This is a genomic window from Agrobacterium sp. NPDC058088, from assembly GCF_042885035.1.
GTDB lineage: Bacteria > Pseudomonadota > Alphaproteobacteria > Rhizobiales > Rhizobiaceae > Agrobacterium.
Genome location: NZ_JBHVSU010000004.1, coordinates 250,736 through 267,679, shown reverse-complemented (window position 1 = coordinate 267,679; position 16,944 = coordinate 250,736). Strand labels below are relative to the sequence as shown.

At 60.1% G+C, this 16,944-nt stretch carries 16 protein-coding genes; 9 read left to right on the top strand and 7 right to left on the bottom strand.

Annotated features, from left to right (window positions below; all coding sequences use genetic code 11):
- Positions 1–6: 6 nt before the first annotated feature.
- A complete protein-coding gene (locus ACFVTJ_RS14390; protein ID WP_386908435.1) occupies positions 7–1,023 on the top strand; it encodes a DNA topoisomerase IB in 1,017 nt (338 codons plus the stop codon).
- Positions 1,024–1,026: 3 nt separating this feature from the next.
- On the opposite strand, the gene ACFVTJ_RS14385 is transcribed toward ACFVTJ_RS14390, so the two are convergent.
- On the bottom strand, positions 1,027–1,749 hold the full coding sequence (locus tag ACFVTJ_RS14385; protein WP_386908433.1) for a response regulator: 723 nt from the start codon (positions 1,747–1,749) through the stop codon (positions 1,027–1,029).
- A 1-nt stretch (position 1,750) separates the two neighbouring features.
- Positions 1,751–2,986, bottom strand: a complete 1,236-nt coding sequence (locus ACFVTJ_RS14380) for a GAF domain-containing sensor histidine kinase (RefSeq protein ID WP_386908431.1) — start codon at positions 2,984–2,986, stop codon at positions 1,751–1,753.
- A gap of 302 nt (positions 2,987–3,288) precedes the next feature.
- On the opposite strand from ACFVTJ_RS14380, the gene ACFVTJ_RS14375 reads away from it, so the two are divergent.
- The 6 genes from ACFVTJ_RS14375 to recX all read left to right on the top strand — a co-directional run bounded on the left by ACFVTJ_RS14375 (position 3,289) and on the right by recX (position 9,365).
- Positions 3,289–4,302: an ABC transporter substrate-binding protein gene (locus ACFVTJ_RS14375; protein WP_386908429.1), complete on the top strand. Its 1,014-nt coding sequence runs from the start codon at positions 3,289–3,291 to the stop codon at positions 4,300–4,302.
- Between the two features lie 99 nt (positions 4,303–4,401).
- On the top strand, positions 4,402–5,865 hold the full coding sequence (locus ACFVTJ_RS14370) for an ATP-binding cassette domain-containing protein (RefSeq protein ID WP_386908428.1): 1,464 nt from the start codon (positions 4,402–4,404) through the stop codon (positions 5,863–5,865).
- Complete coding sequence (locus ACFVTJ_RS14365) at positions 5,862–6,803, top strand: ABC transporter permease (RefSeq protein WP_386908426.1); 942 nt, start codon at positions 5,862–5,864, stop codon at positions 6,801–6,803. The genes ACFVTJ_RS14370 and ACFVTJ_RS14365 overlap by 4 nt, the downstream gene beginning before the upstream one ends.
- Positions 6,800–7,747, top strand: coding sequence for an ABC transporter permease (locus ACFVTJ_RS14360; RefSeq protein WP_386908424.1), 948 nt, complete (start codon positions 6,800–6,802; stop codon positions 7,745–7,747). The genes ACFVTJ_RS14365 and ACFVTJ_RS14360 overlap by 4 nt, the downstream gene beginning before the upstream one ends.
- Before the next feature lie 35 nt (positions 7,748–7,782).
- Positions 7,783–8,703 (top strand): SMP-30/gluconolactonase/LRE family protein, encoded by a 921-nt coding sequence (locus tag ACFVTJ_RS14355; protein WP_386908422.1) that lies wholly within the window; start codon positions 7,783–7,785, stop codon positions 8,701–8,703.
- A 71-nt stretch (positions 8,704–8,774) separates the two neighbouring features.
- Entirely contained in the window at positions 8,775–9,365 is a 591-nt protein-coding gene (recX, locus tag ACFVTJ_RS14350) for a recombination regulator RecX (protein ID WP_386908420.1), read from the top strand.
- 3 nt (positions 9,366–9,368) lie between these two features.
- Here the strand turns inward: recX and ACFVTJ_RS14345 are convergent, their stop codons facing one another.
- From ACFVTJ_RS14345 to ACFVTJ_RS14325, 5 genes are all read right to left on the bottom strand, one after another.
- On the bottom strand, positions 9,369–9,767 hold the full coding sequence (locus ACFVTJ_RS14345) for a c-type cytochrome (protein ID WP_386908418.1): 399 nt from the start codon (positions 9,765–9,767) through the stop codon (positions 9,369–9,371).
- A 97-nt stretch (positions 9,768–9,864) separates the two neighbouring features.
- Positions 9,865–10,392 (bottom strand): DUF992 domain-containing protein, encoded by a 528-nt coding sequence (locus tag ACFVTJ_RS14340; RefSeq protein ID WP_080794490.1) that lies wholly within the window; start codon positions 10,390–10,392, stop codon positions 9,865–9,867.
- 246 nt (positions 10,393–10,638) lie between these two features.
- A complete protein-coding gene (locus ACFVTJ_RS14335; protein WP_386908416.1) occupies positions 10,639–11,448 on the bottom strand; it encodes an ATP-binding cassette domain-containing protein in 810 nt (269 codons plus the stop codon).
- 31 nt (positions 11,449–11,479) lie between these two features.
- The gene (gene fhuB, locus ACFVTJ_RS14330) at positions 11,480–13,447 is read right to left on the bottom strand and encodes a Fe(3+)-hydroxamate ABC transporter permease FhuB (protein ID WP_386908414.1); all 1,968 of its coding nucleotides are present in this window, start codon (positions 13,445–13,447) and stop codon (positions 11,480–11,482) included.
- On the bottom strand, positions 13,444–14,346 hold the full coding sequence (locus ACFVTJ_RS14325; RefSeq protein ID WP_386908412.1) for an iron-siderophore ABC transporter substrate-binding protein: 903 nt from the start codon (positions 14,344–14,346) through the stop codon (positions 13,444–13,446). Before ACFVTJ_RS14325 ends, fhuB begins: the two co-directional genes overlap by 4 nt.
- Before the next feature lie 439 nt (positions 14,347–14,785).
- Between ACFVTJ_RS14325 and ACFVTJ_RS14320 the strand changes: the two genes are divergently transcribed.
- Both ACFVTJ_RS14320 and ACFVTJ_RS14315 read left to right on the top strand, forming a co-directional pair.
- The gene (locus tag ACFVTJ_RS14320; RefSeq protein ID WP_386908410.1) at positions 14,786–15,049 is read left to right on the top strand and encodes a hypothetical protein; all 264 of its coding nucleotides are present in this window, start codon (positions 14,786–14,788) and stop codon (positions 15,047–15,049) included.
- Between the two features lie 196 nt (positions 15,050–15,245).
- Entirely contained in the window at positions 15,246–16,913 is a 1,668-nt protein-coding gene (locus ACFVTJ_RS14315) for a phosphoethanolamine transferase (protein WP_386908408.1), read from the top strand.
- Positions 16,914–16,944: the final 31 nt, after the last annotated feature.

Sequence of the window (16,944 nt, the reverse complement as noted above, 5' to 3'; positions counted from 1 at the left end):
ACAACCATGCCACAGCCGCCCACCCGTCTTCTCGCCAAAATCGGACTTGCCTATGTCAACGACCAGGAGCCGGGTATTGCCCGCGAGAAACGCGGCCGCGGCTTCTGTTACCGGCTACCGGGCGGCGAGATTCTCTCCGACAATGAGGAACTCAGGCGCATCAAATCGCTCGGCGTGCCGCCCGCCTACAGGGATGTGTGGATCTGCATCGACCCGTCGGGCCATCTGCAGGCCACCGGGTTTGATGCGCGCGGCCGAAAACAATATCGCTATCATCCCGACTGGCACGCACTGAGGGGCGAGACAAAGTTCTTTCAGCTGAAAAGCTTCGGCAAGGCGCTGCCCGCCATTCGCCGCCGCGCCATGGCAGATATTGCCAAGCAGGATCACGGACAGGAAATGACGCTGGCGGCCCTGACGCTGCTTCTTGATGCAGCCTATCTGCGTGTCGGCAACCGTTCCTATCTCGAAACCAATGGCACCTATGGCGCGACGACATTGCTCAAGCGGCACATTTCCTTCGGTGAAACCATCGAATTACGCTTTGCCGCCAAGGGCGGGCAGAAGGTGAAACGGCAATTGCGCCACCCTCGCCTCCAGAAAATTCTGGAAGAGATCGCCGATCTGCCCGGCAAGGAACTGTTCGTCTGGCAGGACAGTGAAAACCGGGTGCATTCCGTCGATTCCAGCGACCTAAACGCTTACCTCTCCCGTATTGGCGGACAAGGCATCTCCGCCAAGACCTTCCGTACCTGGGGCGGAACGCTTGCAGCCTTCTGCAACGCGATGGAACATGTGGCCGCGGGTGAAAAACCGAGCATCAAGGGCATGTGCCAGGCGGCGGCGGCGGAGCTTTCCAACACGCCCGCCATCTGCCGCAAGAGCTATGTGCACCCCGCCGTCCTCGACATCGCCACAGAGGAAAAAGCGCAGAAAAAACTTGGCCGTATTTTGAAAGTCGGGGCGAAACCGGTCTCCGGCCTCAGAGCGGATGAAAGGCGCCTGCTAGCCTTCTTACCCTGATGATCATCGGTTTCCCGCCCATTCCGCCAGTTCCCGCTCGGCTTTTTCGAGAGCGCTGTAGTTCAACAGCTTGCGCAGGAACGCCACGGTGACGGCACGCGTTCGCAAATTGTATCGCCCCTCCGCCTCGTCATCGCCGGCCGCCTGATGCACGTTCAGCTTTTCGTAGAGGCTTTGCAACCGGTTCTGCACGCTGCGCAGCGACAGGTTACGACGGCGCGCAATCGCCTTGTCGGTGAGCCCCAGTGCGACATCGACAAGAATTTCATATTCGGAATCGGTAAAACCATGTACCTTGCCGAGGCTCTTTTCCTGCAAGCCACGCACTTCCCGGTCGATCACGCATTGCGCCTCGATGAAGATGCTCCTGAGCGCCAGCCGCAGGCGGTCATCGGAGGCGGATTTCAGCACATAGCCATAGGCAGCCCCTTCCGGCACGATGCGGGAAACACCACGCACATAGGCTTCGTCGGAATAATTTGACCAGAACAGGATGCGCGTATCCGGCCTTTCCTTCCAGATGGTGCGCGCCGCCTCGATACCGTTGCGCTCGTTCATCTGCAAATCCATGACGATATGGGCGGCGCGATTTTCCCGCGCGAGCTTCTCGCCCGTCCTGCCGTTTGCCGCCTCCAGAACCTTGTCGCATTCCGGCAGGGCGGCACGCACGGCCTCGTTCAGATAAGCGCGGTGCAGCGCATCGTCCTCAACGATCAGCACGTCCATGTCACAACTCCTCCCGCCGGTCGAAGGCATCTTCCGGCAAGGTCACGGTGATGCGGGTTCCCGCCCCCATGCCGTTGCCGCCAATATCGAACCTGGCTGAAATCAGCCGCGCCCGCGTTTTCATGTTGCCGATGCCGAGGCCACCGGATGCGCCGCCTTCGCCGCCGCCGCTGCCATCATCGCTGACCGTCACCCGCAAGCCGCCATCCACCGACGACAGCGTTACGGCAATGGTTTCCGGCTGGGCATGGCGAATGGCATTGTTGATGGCTTCCTGCACGATGCGAAACAGCGAAATGGCCACCGTTTTGTCCAGCCTTTCCACCAGCCCGTCCGTCTCATCCGTCACCGACCAGTCGATCGCGCAGCCGCTGTCACGCACGGAGCGATCCACATAAGTCTCGATCGCCTCAACCACGCCGAACAATTGCAGGATCGAGGGTTTTGCTTCCTCGATGATTTCGCGCAAATCCTGCATGCAGTGCTGCAGGCTGCGCACCACCGGTTCCAGCATCTCCCCCGACACGTCCGGGGTATGGCTCATGCGCTCGATACGCCGGGCCAACCGGGTGAGATCCGCCAGCGTCTGGTCGTGCAGATCCATGCCGATGCGCTGCCGCTCGGCCTCCAGCGCCTCGGTCAATTGCAGCGCGCCAAGGCGCAGACCTTCTTCACGAGCATTGGCACGCGCCTCCTCGATGGCCGAACGTTTCGCCTGTTCTGCAGCACGAATGGCATAGAAATAGGGCGCCAGTAGATCCGCAACCGCGCGGGCATTGGCGACATCCTCCATCGTATAGGCATCGGCCCGATGACAGGAACAGCTAAGCGCGCCGATAATATCGCCGTGGACCTTCATCGGGACATGCAGACGGCTATGCAGGTCGAGCTCATGGATGGGACTGGAAAAGGCGCCTTTGAAATGAAATCGCGGATCGGCGCATGCATCGCCGCTCAGAAGATGTTCGACTTCGCCCGACAGCAGGGAGCGGATAGGACTTCCGGTCAAAAGTGCAGGCGGATGTTTGCTCCAGGCGCTGACAAGCCCGCTCTCATAGGCGATGTGGTATTTGTCATCCAGCTGCTTGATGCAGACATCCATGTGGTCATGCGGGATGATATGGCTGATCTCGGTCGCGACCGCCTGAATAATGGCGTTGAATTCCAGCTGCCCGGCCAGCAGCCGTGAAATACCCATATAGTGATGAAAAAGCGCGCTTTTTGGCGTATCCAACATTTGCCGACGCCCTCCCAAGCGTCTGCCATATCTGGCGGCGCAGTTTCGACCAATCGGAATGCCGCGTCATCCATTCTGCGCCCGGCGGTGGCGTTTCGTCCTGCGGGTTCCCGCAAGCTTTCTGCGGAAATCCGCAGGAAGATTGCCGCGATCCGCCTATACAAGCGAAATCTTCTTGGTCATTCTCGCTTCTACTGGGGAAAGGAGCTCCAGTGCAAAGGAATTCCACCCGCCGCCGAGGAGATTTGCGGCGTGCGAGAATTCCGGGCTCGAAAAGAGCAAGCCACGAGGGAGGAAATCAAATGGCTTTCAGGAAGATGCTTATGGCATCGGCCGCTGTCGCATGTGCAGCGCTGCCGATCACCGCTCACGCCGATACGTCGGCAAAAAAGATTGCGCTTTCAAACAATTACGCAGGCAATTCCTGGCGTCAGGCGATGCTGACCAGCTGGGACAAGATCACCAAGCAGGCGGTTGCCGACAAGCAGGTGGCTGCCGCTGACGCCTTCACAACAGCCGAAAACCAGGCGACCGAACAGGCGGCGCAGATTCAGAACCTCATCCTGCAGGGTTACGATGCCATCGTCATCAATGCCGCCTCCCCCACCGCACTGAACGGCGCGGTGAAGGAAGCCTGTGATGCCGGCATCATCGTCGTGTCTTTCGACGGCATCGTCACCGAGCCTTGCGCATGGCGCATTGCGGTCGATTTCAAGGCCATGGGCGCAAGCCAGATCGACTACCTCGCCAAGGCCATGCCGAAGGGCGGCAATCTGCTCGAAATTCGCGGCCTGGCCGGTGTTTCCGTGGATGACGAAATCCATGCCGGTATTGTCGACGCCGTCGCCAAGAACCCGCAGTTCAAGATCGTTGGTTCGGTCAATGGCGACTGGGCGCAGGATGTCGCACAACGTGCCGTTGCCGGCATTCTGCCGAGCCTTCCCGAAGTCGCTGCCGTGGTAACGCAGGGGGGTGACGGTTACGGTGCGGCACAGGCTTTTGCCGCCGCCAAGCGCCCGACGCCGACCATCGTCATGGGCAACCGCGAAGACGAGTTGCAATGGTGGAAACAGCAGAAGGATGCCAGCGGCTACGAGACCATGTCCGTCTCCATCGCTCCCGGCGTCTCGACGCTGGCATTCTGGGTGGCGCAGCAGATCCTCGACGGCAAGGATGTGAAGAAGGACCTAACGGTTCCGTTCCTGCGCATCGACCAGGCCAATCTTGAAGAGAACCTCAAGACCACCCAGAAGGGCGGCGTCGCGAATGTGGAATATTCGCAGGCGGACGCCCAGAAGGCCATCGCCGCCAAGTAAGCCGAGCCAGTTCACAATCGATATCTGCGGCGTTCTGAAAACGGGCACCGCAGATATCGCCGACATTATCCCATTTTCAGATCACTGGCGTAATTGCTCATGAATGACATCATCGAGGCCGAAGAAGTCGTCGCCGCACGCGGCGTGAAGGTCGTGTTCGGCGCGGTCAAGGCGCTGGACGGGGCTGATCTCGTCATCCGATCCGGCGAATGCCTCGGGCTTGTCGGTCATAATGGCGCGGGAAAATCCACCATCGTCAACGTCATCAATGGTGGGCTGACGCCGCATGAAGGCTCCATTTCCTATCGCGGCGAGCATGGCCGCTACGGCATAGCGGTTGCCCGTGCCAGCGGTGTGCGCTGCGTCTTTCAGGAACTCTCGCTCTGCCCCAACCTGACGATCAGCGAAAACGTCCGTATCATGCATGCCGCCATCAGTGGGCGGAACTGGCGCGGGCGCGCGCTCACCATGATCCGGCAAACGCTCGACGAGATTTTTCCCGGCCACGGCATCGATTGCGAGCTGACGATTGCCGAACTCTCCATCGCTGAGCGACAGATGGTGGAAATCGCCATTAACTTCTGCCGCACACCTGAGGCCCCGAGGCTCGTTATTCTCGATGAGCCAACCTCCTCGCTCGATGCCGGTCTCGCAGAGCAGTTGATGGACTATGTCCGCAGCTTCATCCGCACCGGCGGTTCCGTTCTGCTGATCTCGCATATTCTCGGCGAGATTCTATCAACCGCCACCCGCATCGTGGTGATGAAAGATGGCCGGGTGGTGGCCGACCGGGCAGCGGGCGACTTCACGACACGAACACTGGTGGAAGCCATGGGTAGCGTCGTCAAGCAACAGGACCGTCAGAAAAGCGAAAACCGCAAAGCGGGCGAAAAGGTGCTTTCCATGCCGGCGCGCCGAGGCGAAGGCCTTGCCTTCGAGGCTTTCCGCGGCGAGATCATTGGCCTTGCCGGTCTTGGCGGTCATGGACAGACGGAGGCGCTTCTCGACCTTTACCTGGCCCGCAACAGCAGCTGGTTGCCTGCGCGCAAGACTGATATCGCCTTCGTCGCGGGCGACCGCAGCCTGAACGGCACCTTCCCGCTGTGGAGCATCCTGAAGAACCTCTCCATCGCGTCGCTGCGGGATATTTCATCCGCGGGCATGGTGGACAGGAGCAAGGAGAACGAACTCGGCGCGCAATGGAAGAAGCGCATCGAAATTCGTACGCCTGACATGGGCAACAAGATTCTCTCCCTCTCCGGCGGCAACCAGCAGAAGGTGCTTTTCGCCCGGGCGCTCGCCACCACCGCCAGCACCGTCTTGATGGACGACCCGATGCGCGGCGTTGATATCGGCACCAAACAGGAGGTCTACGATATCTTGAGAACCGAAGCCTCTCACGGCCGCACCTTCATCTGGTACTCCACCGAAATGGACGAAATTCGCCTTTGTGACCGGGTCTATGTTTTCCGCGACGGCGCCATTCAGGCCGAACTGGTGGGCGAGGAGATCACCGAACAGAATGTGCTGGCCGCTTCCTTCGCGGGAGAAGACCACGCATGAAACTCTCCGCCAGTGCCCTTCGTCTCATCATTCCCGCCGCCTCGCTCGCCTTCCTGCTCGCCGCCGTCTTTTACATGCAGCCGCGCGCCATGAGCTATAATGGCCTCAACCTGCTGTTCAATCTGGCAGTGCCGATCGCACTCGCCACCATTGCGCAGATGCTGATCATGTCCGTCAATGATCTCGACCTGTCGATGGGCACCTTTGTCAGTTTCTGTGCCTGCGTCACCGCTACCTTCCTGCAAACCACACCCGTCCTTGGAATTGCGATCTTTGCCGGTGCGATTACAGTCTACGCTTTGCTTGGGGCCATCATCCATATCCGCGCCCTGCCTTCCATCGTCGTCACGCTCGGCATGAGTTTCGTCTGGGGCGGCCTCGCCGTTCTTATTCTGCCTTCGCCGGGTGGCCAGGCGCCAGCCTTCATCCGCACACTGATGACGGCAAAACCGCCTTTCGTGCCGATCGCGATCGTCGCCAGTATCATGATTGCGGTCATCGCCCACTACATCGTCATGCGCTCCTCGTTCGGCGTGTTGATGCGCGGCGTCGGCGGAAATTTCCGCTCTGTCGAGCGCTCCGGCTGGTCAGTCATCGGCATCCGCGCCGCCACCTTTGCGCTGGCCGGTTTCTTCGCGGTGCTGTCCGGTATCGCCCTTGTCGGCCTGACGACATCGGCCGACGCCAATATCGCCCTGCGCTACACGCTGCTGTCGATTGCCGGCGTCATCCTCGGCGGCGGCGAATTCGTCGGCGGCAGGGTATCGCCCATCGGTGCCGTTATCGGTGCGCTGACGCTAACGCTTGCGGGCTCCTTCCTCTCCTTCATGCGCATTTCACCGGACTGGCAGATCGGTGCACAAGGGGCGATCCTCATCATCGTGCTGGCGCTGCGCATCCTGCTCAACCGTATTGAAAAGCGGGAGAAAAACCAATGAACGGGCTCTCTTCCCTCACCAGAAAACCGTGGATCTGGTCGTTTGCCGCAACCATTGCGGTGTGGATCGTTACCGTGCTCTTCACCGGCGGCGCAAGCTCCTTCGGGCTCTCGCATGCCGCTCTCACATTCGCAGCCTTTTCGGTCATCGTCGGCATCGGCCAGATGTTCGTTATCACGCTCGGGCCCGGGAATATCGACCTTTGCGTTCCCGCGACGATGACGCTTTCAGGAACTCTGGCCCTGAAATTCATGGATGTGTCGGACAGTCTCATCCTGCCCGGACTGCTGATCGCCATTCTGATCGGCATTGCCATCGGCATCGGCAATTATGCGCTGATCAAGCTCCTGCGCATCCCGCCAATCATCGCGACGCTGTCGATGAGCTTTATCGTGCAATCCATCGCCATCTGGTCAAACCGCGGCCTGCGCATCAAGCCCCCGGAAACATTGGCGACATTCGCGATATCAAGCTCTTTCGGCATTCCCAACGTCGCACTCGTCGCATTGCTGCTGTCGGTCGTCGCCTGGCTGCTGCTCGACCGTACATTTTACGGGCGCTGGATTTCCGCCATTGGCCAGAGCACCTTTGCTGCCCGTATGACCGGCATTCCCGTGGATGGCGCACGCTTCGTCACCTATGTGCTCTGCGCGGTGCTGGCAGCAATTGCCGGTTACCTGCTCGCCAGCTTCTCCGGAGGCGCGGCGCTTAACATGGGATCGGAATATCTGCTGATGTCCATCGCCGTCGTCGTCATCGGCGGCACGGCGGTGGCGGGCGGCGACTCCAATGTTCCCGGCATCTGGGGCGCTTCGCTCTTCATGTTCCTGGTGGTTTCGATGCTGAATACCTATGGTTTCGGCGCCGGCATCCGCCTCATCCTCACCGGCCTCATCATCATCTCCGTCATTCTTCTGGCGAGCGGCCGCAAGGCCGCGCGCTGAACCCCGAACGAAAAGCCTAAAAGCGGACCACGCTCATGACCACAGACAAGACCTCCCCTTACGAAATCCACGATGACCGCTTTCGCCATCTGATCGTCGGCAATGCGGAACTGGAAGAGCTTTATTCCGGCTGCCGATGGGCCGAAGGACCGGTTTGGTTTGCCGATCTCAACTGCCTGCTGTTCAGCGATATTCCCAATGAGCGCATGTTGCGCTGGGTGCCGGATGGCGGAATTTCGGTGTTCCGTCAGCCCTCCAACTTCGCCAACGGCAATACGCGCGACCGTCAGGGGCGACTTGTTTCCTGCGAACATGGTGGCCGGCGTGTCACCCGCACCGAAGTCGACGGCTCCATCACCGTTCTCGCCGACAGCTACGACGGCAAGCGGCTGAACTCTCCCAATGATGTGGTGGTGAAATCCGATGGCAGCGTCTGGTTCACCGACCCGACCTACGGCATTCTCTCCGACTACGAGGGCTACAAGGCCGAACCGGAGCAGAAGACGCGCAATGTCTACAGGGTCGATCCCGTAACCGGAAAGACCAGCATCGCCATCGACGACTTCGTGCAGCCGAACGGCCTCGCATTTTCGCCCGATGAAACGAAGCTCTATATCGCCGATAGTTCCTACAGCCACGATGTCTCCCGCCCACGTCACATTCGCGTTTTCGACGTGATAGACGGCGTGAAACTGACCAACGGCCGGGAATTCTGCAATCTCGACAACGGCCTGCCGGACGGATTCCGGCTGGATACGGCAGGCAATTTGTGGACCAGCGCCGGTGATGGCGTTCATTGTTTTTCACCGGAAGGCACCCTACTGGGTAAGATCAAGGTGCCGCAGACGGTCGCAAACCTGACCTTCGGTGGCCCGAAAAAGAACCGCCTGTTCATCACCGCGACGAAATCGCTTTATTCGGTTTACGTGGCCGCGACCGGCGCACAGACGCCTTGAGGTGCTGAAAACCGGAGGACATGGGTTGGTAGGGAACTGGAAAGACGGCTTTCCCGCGCTATAAATGCGGAATGAATGATGATTCCAGCCCCTTTCTGACCGATGACATGGCTGAGAACGGCGACACGCCAGCCGTTGAACCCATCAGCCGCATGCTGTCCTGGGCGCGCAATTCCGCGCTCTACCGGCTGGAACAGCGCATGATGACGGAAAAGCAGCTGCGTGACGCCATCATGCGCAAGGCGCGGGAAAAATTCGAGGATATCGGCCCGGCGCAGGTAAAGGCGCTCGGCGACTTTGCCGTCACCTTCGCTTATGGCATCAAGGCGCTCGATGATACGGCTTACGCTGAGATTGCCGTGCGGAGCGGTCAGCGCAGCGGCAAGTCGAAACGCGGGCTCGCGCAAAAGCTTCAGATCAAGGGTATAGCGCGTGAAACGGCGGCCATCGCGCTGGAGGAAACAAACGATCTGGTGGCGGCCATCATCTTCGCACGCAAGCGCGCTTTCGGCCCGTTTCGCCGTGTTGAACTGGATGAAAAACGAAAAGCCAAGGAATTTTCCGCTTTCGCCCGCAACGGTTTCAGCTTCGAGATCGGCGCAAAGGTCATGGCCATGACGTCAGACGAGGCGGAAGAGATCGTCGCCGAAGCACCGCTCTGACAGCTATTGCGGCAGGGGATGCGTTTTCAGATAGGCGATCAGGTCCGCAATATCGGTTTCGCTCCAGAGACCGAAAAAGCGCATCGCATTGCCTGGGATCGCCTTCTTCGGGCTTGAAAGGAATTTCTGCAGTTCCTCTTCCGACCATACCCGGCCAGCCGCGCCGGCATCTTTGAGCGCCTGCGAATAATGACCGTAATCGGCAACGGAAGCCATAGGCCTGCCGACCACACCCATCAGATGCGGCCCCATGCGGGTGCGCGGTGTATCGACGCTGTGGCAGGTAGAACAGCGGCTGAAAACCTTCTCGCCATGCGCCGCATCTCCGTCGGCAAGAGCGCTCGCCGCAAGCAGGAGGAAAAACGCAGCTACCGCCGCAGCTTGTTTGGATACGGAAATCATGCCTCGGATAATACAGCGCCCTCTCCGTCTGACAACGAAGAGGGCGCTTTTTAAGATGCGACAGAATGCCCGGTCAAAACACCGGGCGATTCGTCGATCAGTTCATGGCCGTCAGCGTTACGGACGTACCGGTCGCTGCAAGGTTGAGGCCAACCTGGCCGGTCACGCTGACCGTCTGCAGCTGGATGGAGCCGGAGGTGCCGCCAACGAGAACGTTGGTGCCGACGCCGAGACCGACGGTGACTTCAGCCGTTGCGCCCTGATAGAGGCCGCCCAGCGAGCCGCGGTGGTAACCGGCAGTCGGGGCGAAAACGGCCCACACGAGGCGGCCCTGCGTGGTGAAGCCGAGGTCAACACCCATCTTGCGGATGGCGCCGGTGTAATGGTCCGTGCGACGGGCGCCCATGGTGGACTGGAAGGTGCAATCCAGTTCCTTGGCCGAGCCGATCACGTAACCGACGCCGCCGCCGATATCGCAGGTGAGGTAACCGATCTTGACGCCGTTGCGATCGTCCTGCTCCTGCGGAGCCGGCTCATATCTTGCAAGGTCGGCAGCGAGTGCGGATGCAGTTCCGCCAAGGCCCATCGTCAATGCGGCAAAAGTTACGGCAACAGCCTTTTTCATCTTGTTTTCTCCTGTTTTATCCTACCCGCAGCAGCCCTTCTTGCCCTCTCCGGATATTGAATTCCGCACTGTTAACGTTTGTTCCGAAAAATCGATCCAAAACAACTTAATTGGAGGCTATGAAAGCAGAACAGTTAACAATGTCTGATGGCGGTAGGCTGGCATTAAGACATTGTTAGGGCGGGAAATGTGCGCGGAATCACCATCAACAACAAGCGTTTGCGGCCGTTGTTTTGCTGCAACATCTCAAACCGGCAAGGCGACGGGAAGGCCGGTGGCGGCATGGGTCATGACATCCATGCGCACGCCGTAGATGCGCTGCAAGGTCTCCGGCGTCATGATCTCCCGCGGCGTTCCCCGGGCAATCAGCTGGCCGGAATGAAGCGCGACGATCTCGTCGCAGAAGCGAGCCGCCATGTTGACGTCGTGCAGCACGACGATAACGCCGAGGCCTTTTTCACGCGACAGTCTCTGCACCAGTGACAGCACCTCGAGCTGATGCGCCATGTCGAGTGCGGAGATGGGCTCATCGAGAAGCAGGCTTTCCGCATTCTGGGCCACCAGCATAGCAAGCCATACGCGCTGGCGCTCACCACCGGAAAGCGTGTCCACCAGCCGGTCGCGGAAGGCGACGGTATCTGTGAGCTCGATCGCTTCGTCCACCTTCTCCTGATCCGCCTTGCTGAATTGTCCGAGCGCGCCATGCCAGGGATAACGGCCGAGCGCCACCAGTTCGCTCGCGAGCATGCCGGAGGCGGCCGGCGTATATTGCGGCAGATAGGCGAGCTTGCGCGCGAATTCGCGGTTGCCCCAGGCATTTAATGGCTTACCCTCGAACGAAACCCGGCCCGCCGTCGGCTCCTGCATCCGCGCCAGGATCTTGAGCAGCGTCGATTTTCCCGAACCGTTATGGCCGATCAGGCCAATGGTCTTGCCGGTCGCGAAACTTGCCGTCAGCGGTTGCAGCAATGTCCTGCCCGGCACTGCCATGGTGACGTCTTCAAGAGAAAAAAGCGGGGCGTCATCGTTGTCGACGGCCAGCATTGCCTTACCCATGGTTCGTATCTCCCGTAGATAGACTGAAACATCATGATCGCCTGCCCGACAGCCAGATTAGATAGGGCGCACCGGCCAGGGCCGCAAAAAGGCCGAGCGGCAGTTCATAGGGAAAGGTGACCGTTCGCGCACCGAGATCGGAAAGCGCCATCAGCACCGCGCCGAACAGGAAAGAGGCGAGCAGATGGTCACGCGGCGTGGTGAACCCGGCGCGCAGCGCAATATGCGGCGCCATCAGCCCGACGAAACTCAAGGGCCCAACGAGCAGCGAAGCGGCACCGGTGGCAATGCCGGCCAACGCGATAACGGCGATGCGCGCGGCGCTGAGCGGCAGGCCGAGGGAGAGCGGCACATCCCGGCCAAGCGGCAGGATCGTCAGCCAGCGCGTCACCGACAGCGCTGCGACCAGAAGCACAACGGAGAGGATGGCGAGAAAGATTGCCGAAGCCGGAGTCGCCGTCGAACCCGAACCGCTGAGCCAGGCAAGAATCTGCCATGCCCGCTGGTCGCCAATGGCAAGCAGCGCCGACAGCACCGCCGAGCAGAGCGAGCTGACGGCAATGCCCGCGAGCAAAATCTTTTCCGGCGCGAGGTGCCGGCGCACCGCGAAGAACAGCACAAGGATCATGACGGCGGCCGAGCCGATGCCGGCGCCACAAAACAGTTCAAACAGGCCTGCCGCCGGAAAAACCGTGATGGCGGCGGCAAAACCGAGACCTGCACCACCGCTGACGCCGATGACCTCCGGGCTTGCCATGGGGTTGCCGGTGAGCCGCTGCAAAAGCGCACCCGCCATGGCGAGAAGACCGCCGGCAGCTATGGCGGCCGCCAGCCGCGGCCAGCGGAAGGGCAGAAGGCTTTGCAGGTCACTCGCCCCCAGCATTGTCCAGCCCTGGGGCCCCTTGCCGACAGCGAGTGCGGCAAACACCAGCACCGTCATGATGATGAGTACCGGCAGCAGGGCCACAAGCGAGCGTCTTGGGGCGAGATCGACACTCTCGCCACGATGAACGTCGGTCGGCCGGATTTTCGGCAGCAGCCATAAAAGCAGCGGCCCGCCGATCAGGGCGGTCACCGCACCCGTCGGGAAAACTTCCGCCGTCGTGCTCGCCAGAAGCTGCACGAGGCCATCACAGAACCAGAGGAGCAAACCACCCAGAAGGGGCGACACGAACAGCACGGAAGACGAGCGGCGCACGCCGAGCGCCCGGGTGAGCGCCGGTGCGGCAAGACCGATGAAACTGACAAGGCCGACAGCTGCCGCAACGAAAGCGGCGAGCATGACCGCGACGGCTGCAACGGCGAACCTGATCGAAAACAGCGAGACCCCAAGGGAACGTGCGCCGGCATCGCCAAGACCGAGAACCGTGAGCGGTCTTATCAGCAGGCCGGTCAGGGCAAGCCCTGCGAGAAGCTGGAGAGCGAGCACAACAGCATTCGACCAGTCCTGCTGGCTGAGCGAGCCGCCATTCCAGACGACGAGAGACATCAGATATTCGCCCTGCGCCAGCGTCAGCGCCGCAGAAACGGAGGCGGCAGTGATACCGACCAAAAGTCCTGACACCACCATGGTCACCGGTTCGAAAGAACGCCGCCAGCCGAGAAGGAAGACGATGCCGGCCGCCGCCGCCGCACCGGCGAGCGCCACCGATGCGCGGTTGCCATCCAGCACCGAAGGAAAAAACAGGGTGGCGATGACGATGGCGAGCTGCGCACCGGCGGAAATGCCAAGCGTCGAGGGATCGGCAATCGGATTGCGCAGCAATTGCTGGAAAAGTGCCCCGGACAGGCCCAGCATCGCGCCCGCAAGGATGGCAACTGCCACGCGCGGCAGCAGGCTGAAGGTGAAGATGATCTGATCCATGGACATGGATGCGGTATCAAACGGCAGGCCCGGCCATGTTCCGAAGGGCAGCCGCTGCAGGCCGGCATGCAGGGAAAGGCCACAGGCAGAAACAAACAGAAGCCCGAAGAGGAGCTGGAGGGACCGCACCGTCACAGGGTTTCTCCCTGTGATGCAAGAGCCTCGGTCAGAAGCCGCGCAAACCGCATGCCGGCGGTGATACCGCCATAGGGGCTGACGTTGCCGAGCGTCACCACCCGGCCTTCGCGAACCGCCGGAAGGGCGCGCCAGATGGCGCTGTTGCGCAGGCTTTCCCGGGCCTCCACCGGAACATCGGAAACGATGACGATACGTGCCTCGGGCGTCGCCGCGAGATTTTCGAGCGGCACCGGCGCCGCGAAGGTGAATTGCGACCGGTCCACCCAGGCATTGGCAAGCCCCAGCCTGCCAAGGACATCGCCGAACATGCTATCGGCACCAAAAGCGCGAAAATGCCGGGCGTCGCCAATGTTGATCACATAGGTCGGCCGTGCGGAAAAACTGGCGATACGGGTCCGCATGGCTTGCAGCGCCGCTTCCGTTTCGCCCAAAACCTGACGCGCACCGCCTGTCCGACCGAGCTTTTCACCAAGCGCGGTGACCGCCGCCAGCGCCTTTTCGAAAGGCGGTTCGCCCTTCACGTAAAAGGGCAGCGAAAACACCGGGGCGATCGCTTCCAGCCTGCCGGTATAACGCGTGTAGAAAGGCGAAATCAGGATGAGATCCGGTCGGATGAGTTGCAGAAGCTCGAAATTCGGCGCGCCGCGCAGACCGAGATCGGCAACATTCTCCGGGATTTCCGGCTCCACGGCGCCGATCCGGAACTGAATGAGCTCGGTCGCCGCTACCGGCATGACACCGAGCGCCACGGCAGTTTCGAGCATCGCCCAGTCGATAGCGGCAATGCGCGGGGTTGCCTGTGCCCGCACATTGCCGGCAAAGGCCGAAGCAGCGAGCAGGCCCAAAAATTCCCGCCGCCCCCAAAAGGAGGACATCCATCGATCCTTGCGCGTCATGCCCCTGCTGCTTCACTTTGATATGGCGTCACCAACGACGGGTCGGCTTGCCCATAAAGGTTCTGCCGTCACCGTAATAGCATCCGAAAGTGGAGCAACTAGAAATATATTCTTTGTCAGTCAAGTTTTACGGCAGAGGCGAGGCTTCTTCCGCCGTCAGGACCTTCATTCTCCACACCCCTGGCTAGATGCGGCGTTATCGGGAAGCCATGCGCCTGCCGATCCCGTGGACGAAAAATCTGCCCTGATGCTTTGCAGCGCATCGATGGCAAAAGGCCGATACGGCACAACCGCATGAGATTGCGGGAAAAATGCCGCCCTTCTCGAGAGGCAGATAACGAGACTGGAATCTCGCTGGAATATTTCTCATCCCCGCTTTTCCCCGTCGCTCCGTCGCGCCGCATAATCACGGGCAGATTTAGACCTACGGGAGACAAAAATGGCTGAGACTTACGACTACCATGCGGCAGGCCTCGAATCCCCGGCATCCCACGCTTTCGATGTCGTTCCAGACGATGTGAACCCGCTGCCTTCCCCCACGCGCGCCATCTATGTGGGCAATGCCGGCCATCTCTGCCTGATCCTGCGTTCAGGCGCGACAGTAACCTTCCAGAATCTGCCAGCGGGCAGCCTGCTGCCGGTGAGGGCCACGCGTGTATTATCAACGCGCACCACGGCCACGGGCATCGTGGGGCTCAACTAAGTCCTCGGCCTATCGTCACCCTCCATCAGCTGAAACACAACCTTTTCGGGAAATTCGATGCTCTATGACAGTTTCGTGACAAGCATTCAGGTTGATGTCAGCAAAATCGGTCATCCGCCATCAATCGGGCCATGCAGCGACTTGGATGGCGGCGTTTCCGTACATTCTTCGCTGCCATCGGTCGTGCGGAAATCTGGTGGATCTGATAGTGGCTCTTTTAACCTCGAAAGCGACGGGAACAACAACATTTCGGCCGGAAATCGGCAGCGTGGCGCTCAGCCTACTGACGGGAGCCTATCTGCTGCTGTTTACGAACCGCACCTTCTGGTCGAAGGTCCATACCTATCTTTCCGCCTATCCCGTTGCCATCGCGGCGCTTTATGTTGCCATGGCCGCGTTTTTCGGCGCCCTCATCATCATTTTTTCCGCCAAATATCTCATCAAGCCGTTCTTGATCTTGCTGGTGTTTGCGGCGGCGGCGGCCTCCTGGTTCATGGATCGCTACGGCATCGTCATAGACAGCGACATGATCCGGAACGCCATGGAAACGACACAGGCGGAAGCGGGCAATCTGATCACCCCGGGCTTCCTCTGGCATATGGCCGTTTACGGGCTGGTTCCGTCCATCCTCATCGCTGCCGTGCGCGTCCGGCATCGACCGATCCTCCACAAGCTGCTGTGGAATACCATCAGCGTCCTGATCTGCCTCACCATTGCGGGCATCATCAGCTTTGCGAATTCCAAGACCTTCACCACGGCCATCCGCCAGCACAAGGATATTGTCAAAAGCGTCAACCCCTTGTCGCCAATGATGTCCACCATCCATTATTTCACGCAGGCCGGCCAGGAAGCAGAGATACAGGTAAGCCCTATCGGCAAGGATGCGAAACTCCTGCCGGCGCTGGGCGGTGTTCACAAACCGCGCATCACCGTCATCGTAGCAGGCGAGACCGCGCGCGCCGCGAATTTTTCCCTGAACGGTTATGGGCGCGACACCAATCCGGAACTTGCCAAACGCGACGTGATCTATTTTCCCAACACCACCAGCTGCGGCACGGCAACGGCGATCTCCATTCCCTGCATGTTCTCGAAATTCACGCGCTCGCAATATAGCCACAGCAAGGCGCTCGCCAATGAAAACCTTATGGATGTCCTCGTCCATGCCGGTGTCGGCGCCACATGGCTGGACAACAATACCGGCAGCAAGAACGTCGCCGACCGCATCCCCTATTTCGATTTGCCCTCCACCAACGACAGCCGCTTCTGCACTGGTGGCGAATGCCGAGACGATATCTTCTTCGACAAGCTCGACGCCTGGCTCGATAACGTCAAGAAGGACAGCGTGATCGTGCTGCACCAGATGGGCAGCCACGGACCGACCTATTATCTGCGCTACACCGATGATTTCCGAAAATTCACCCCGGATTGCCGCACAGCCGAACTAGGTAATTGCACCGACGCAGAGATCGTCAATTCCTACGACAATACGCTTCTCTATACCGACCATTTCCTCTCGACCGTGATCGACAAGCTCAAGGCACGCTCCGACAAGCTGGCGACGGGCATGATCTATGCCTCGGACCACGGTGAATCGCTCGGTGAGAACGGCGTTTACCTGCATGGCGCGCCCTATCTGCTCGCTCCGGAACAGCAGACGCATGTGCCGTTTCTCGTCTGGCTGGATGACGATTTTGCCAGGTCCATGGGGCTCGACAAAGCCTGTCTCGCAAAGAGCGCCGCAGAGGGTGGACGCTCGCACGACAATTATTTCCACAGCATTCTTGGCATGATGAGCGTCTCGACTTCGGTCTACGATCCCTCTCTTGACGTCTTCAGTGGCTGCACCAAGCGGCAGACGAGCTGAACAGACAGTGCTTGACGCTTATCCGGACAAA

Bases quoted from the DNA above. Each gene is read 5' to 3' on its own strand.
- ACFVTJ_RS14390 (WP_386908435.1), top strand. From the start codon at position 7: ATGCCACAGCCGCCCACCCGTCTTCTCGCCAAAATCGGACTTGCCTAT.
- ACFVTJ_RS14385 (WP_386908433.1), bottom strand. From the start codon at position 1,749: ATGGACGTGCTGATCGTTGAGGACGATGCGCTGCACCGCGCTTATCTG.
- ACFVTJ_RS14380 (WP_386908431.1), bottom strand. From the start codon at position 2,986: ATGTTGGATACGCCAAAAAGCGCGCTTTTTCATCACTATATGGGTATT.
- ACFVTJ_RS14375 (WP_386908429.1), top strand. From the start codon at position 3,289: ATGGCTTTCAGGAAGATGCTTATGGCATCGGCCGCTGTCGCATGTGCA.
- ACFVTJ_RS14370 (WP_386908428.1), top strand. From the start codon at position 4,402: ATGAATGACATCATCGAGGCCGAAGAAGTCGTCGCCGCACGCGGCGTG.
- ACFVTJ_RS14365 (WP_386908426.1), top strand. From the start codon at position 5,862: ATGAAACTCTCCGCCAGTGCCCTTCGTCTCATCATTCCCGCCGCCTCG.
- ACFVTJ_RS14360 (WP_386908424.1), top strand. From the start codon at position 6,800: ATGAACGGGCTCTCTTCCCTCACCAGAAAACCGTGGATCTGGTCGTTT.
- ACFVTJ_RS14355 (WP_386908422.1), top strand. From the start codon at position 7,783: ATGACCACAGACAAGACCTCCCCTTACGAAATCCACGATGACCGCTTT.
- recX (WP_386908420.1), top strand. From the start codon at position 8,775: ATGAATGATGATTCCAGCCCCTTTCTGACCGATGACATGGCTGAGAAC.
- ACFVTJ_RS14345 (WP_386908418.1), bottom strand. From the start codon at position 9,767: ATGATTTCCGTATCCAAACAAGCTGCGGCGGTAGCTGCGTTTTTCCTC.
- ACFVTJ_RS14340 (WP_080794490.1), bottom strand. From the start codon at position 10,392: ATGAAAAAGGCTGTTGCCGTAACTTTTGCCGCATTGACGATGGGCCTT.
- ACFVTJ_RS14335 (WP_386908416.1), bottom strand. From the start codon at position 11,448: ATGGGTAAGGCAATGCTGGCCGTCGACAACGATGACGCCCCGCTTTTT.
- ACFVTJ_RS14325 (WP_386908412.1), bottom strand. From the start codon at position 14,346: ATGACGCGCAAGGATCGATGGATGTCCTCCTTTTGGGGGCGGCGGGAA.
- ACFVTJ_RS14320 (WP_386908410.1), top strand. From the start codon at position 14,786: ATGGCTGAGACTTACGACTACCATGCGGCAGGCCTCGAATCCCCGGCA.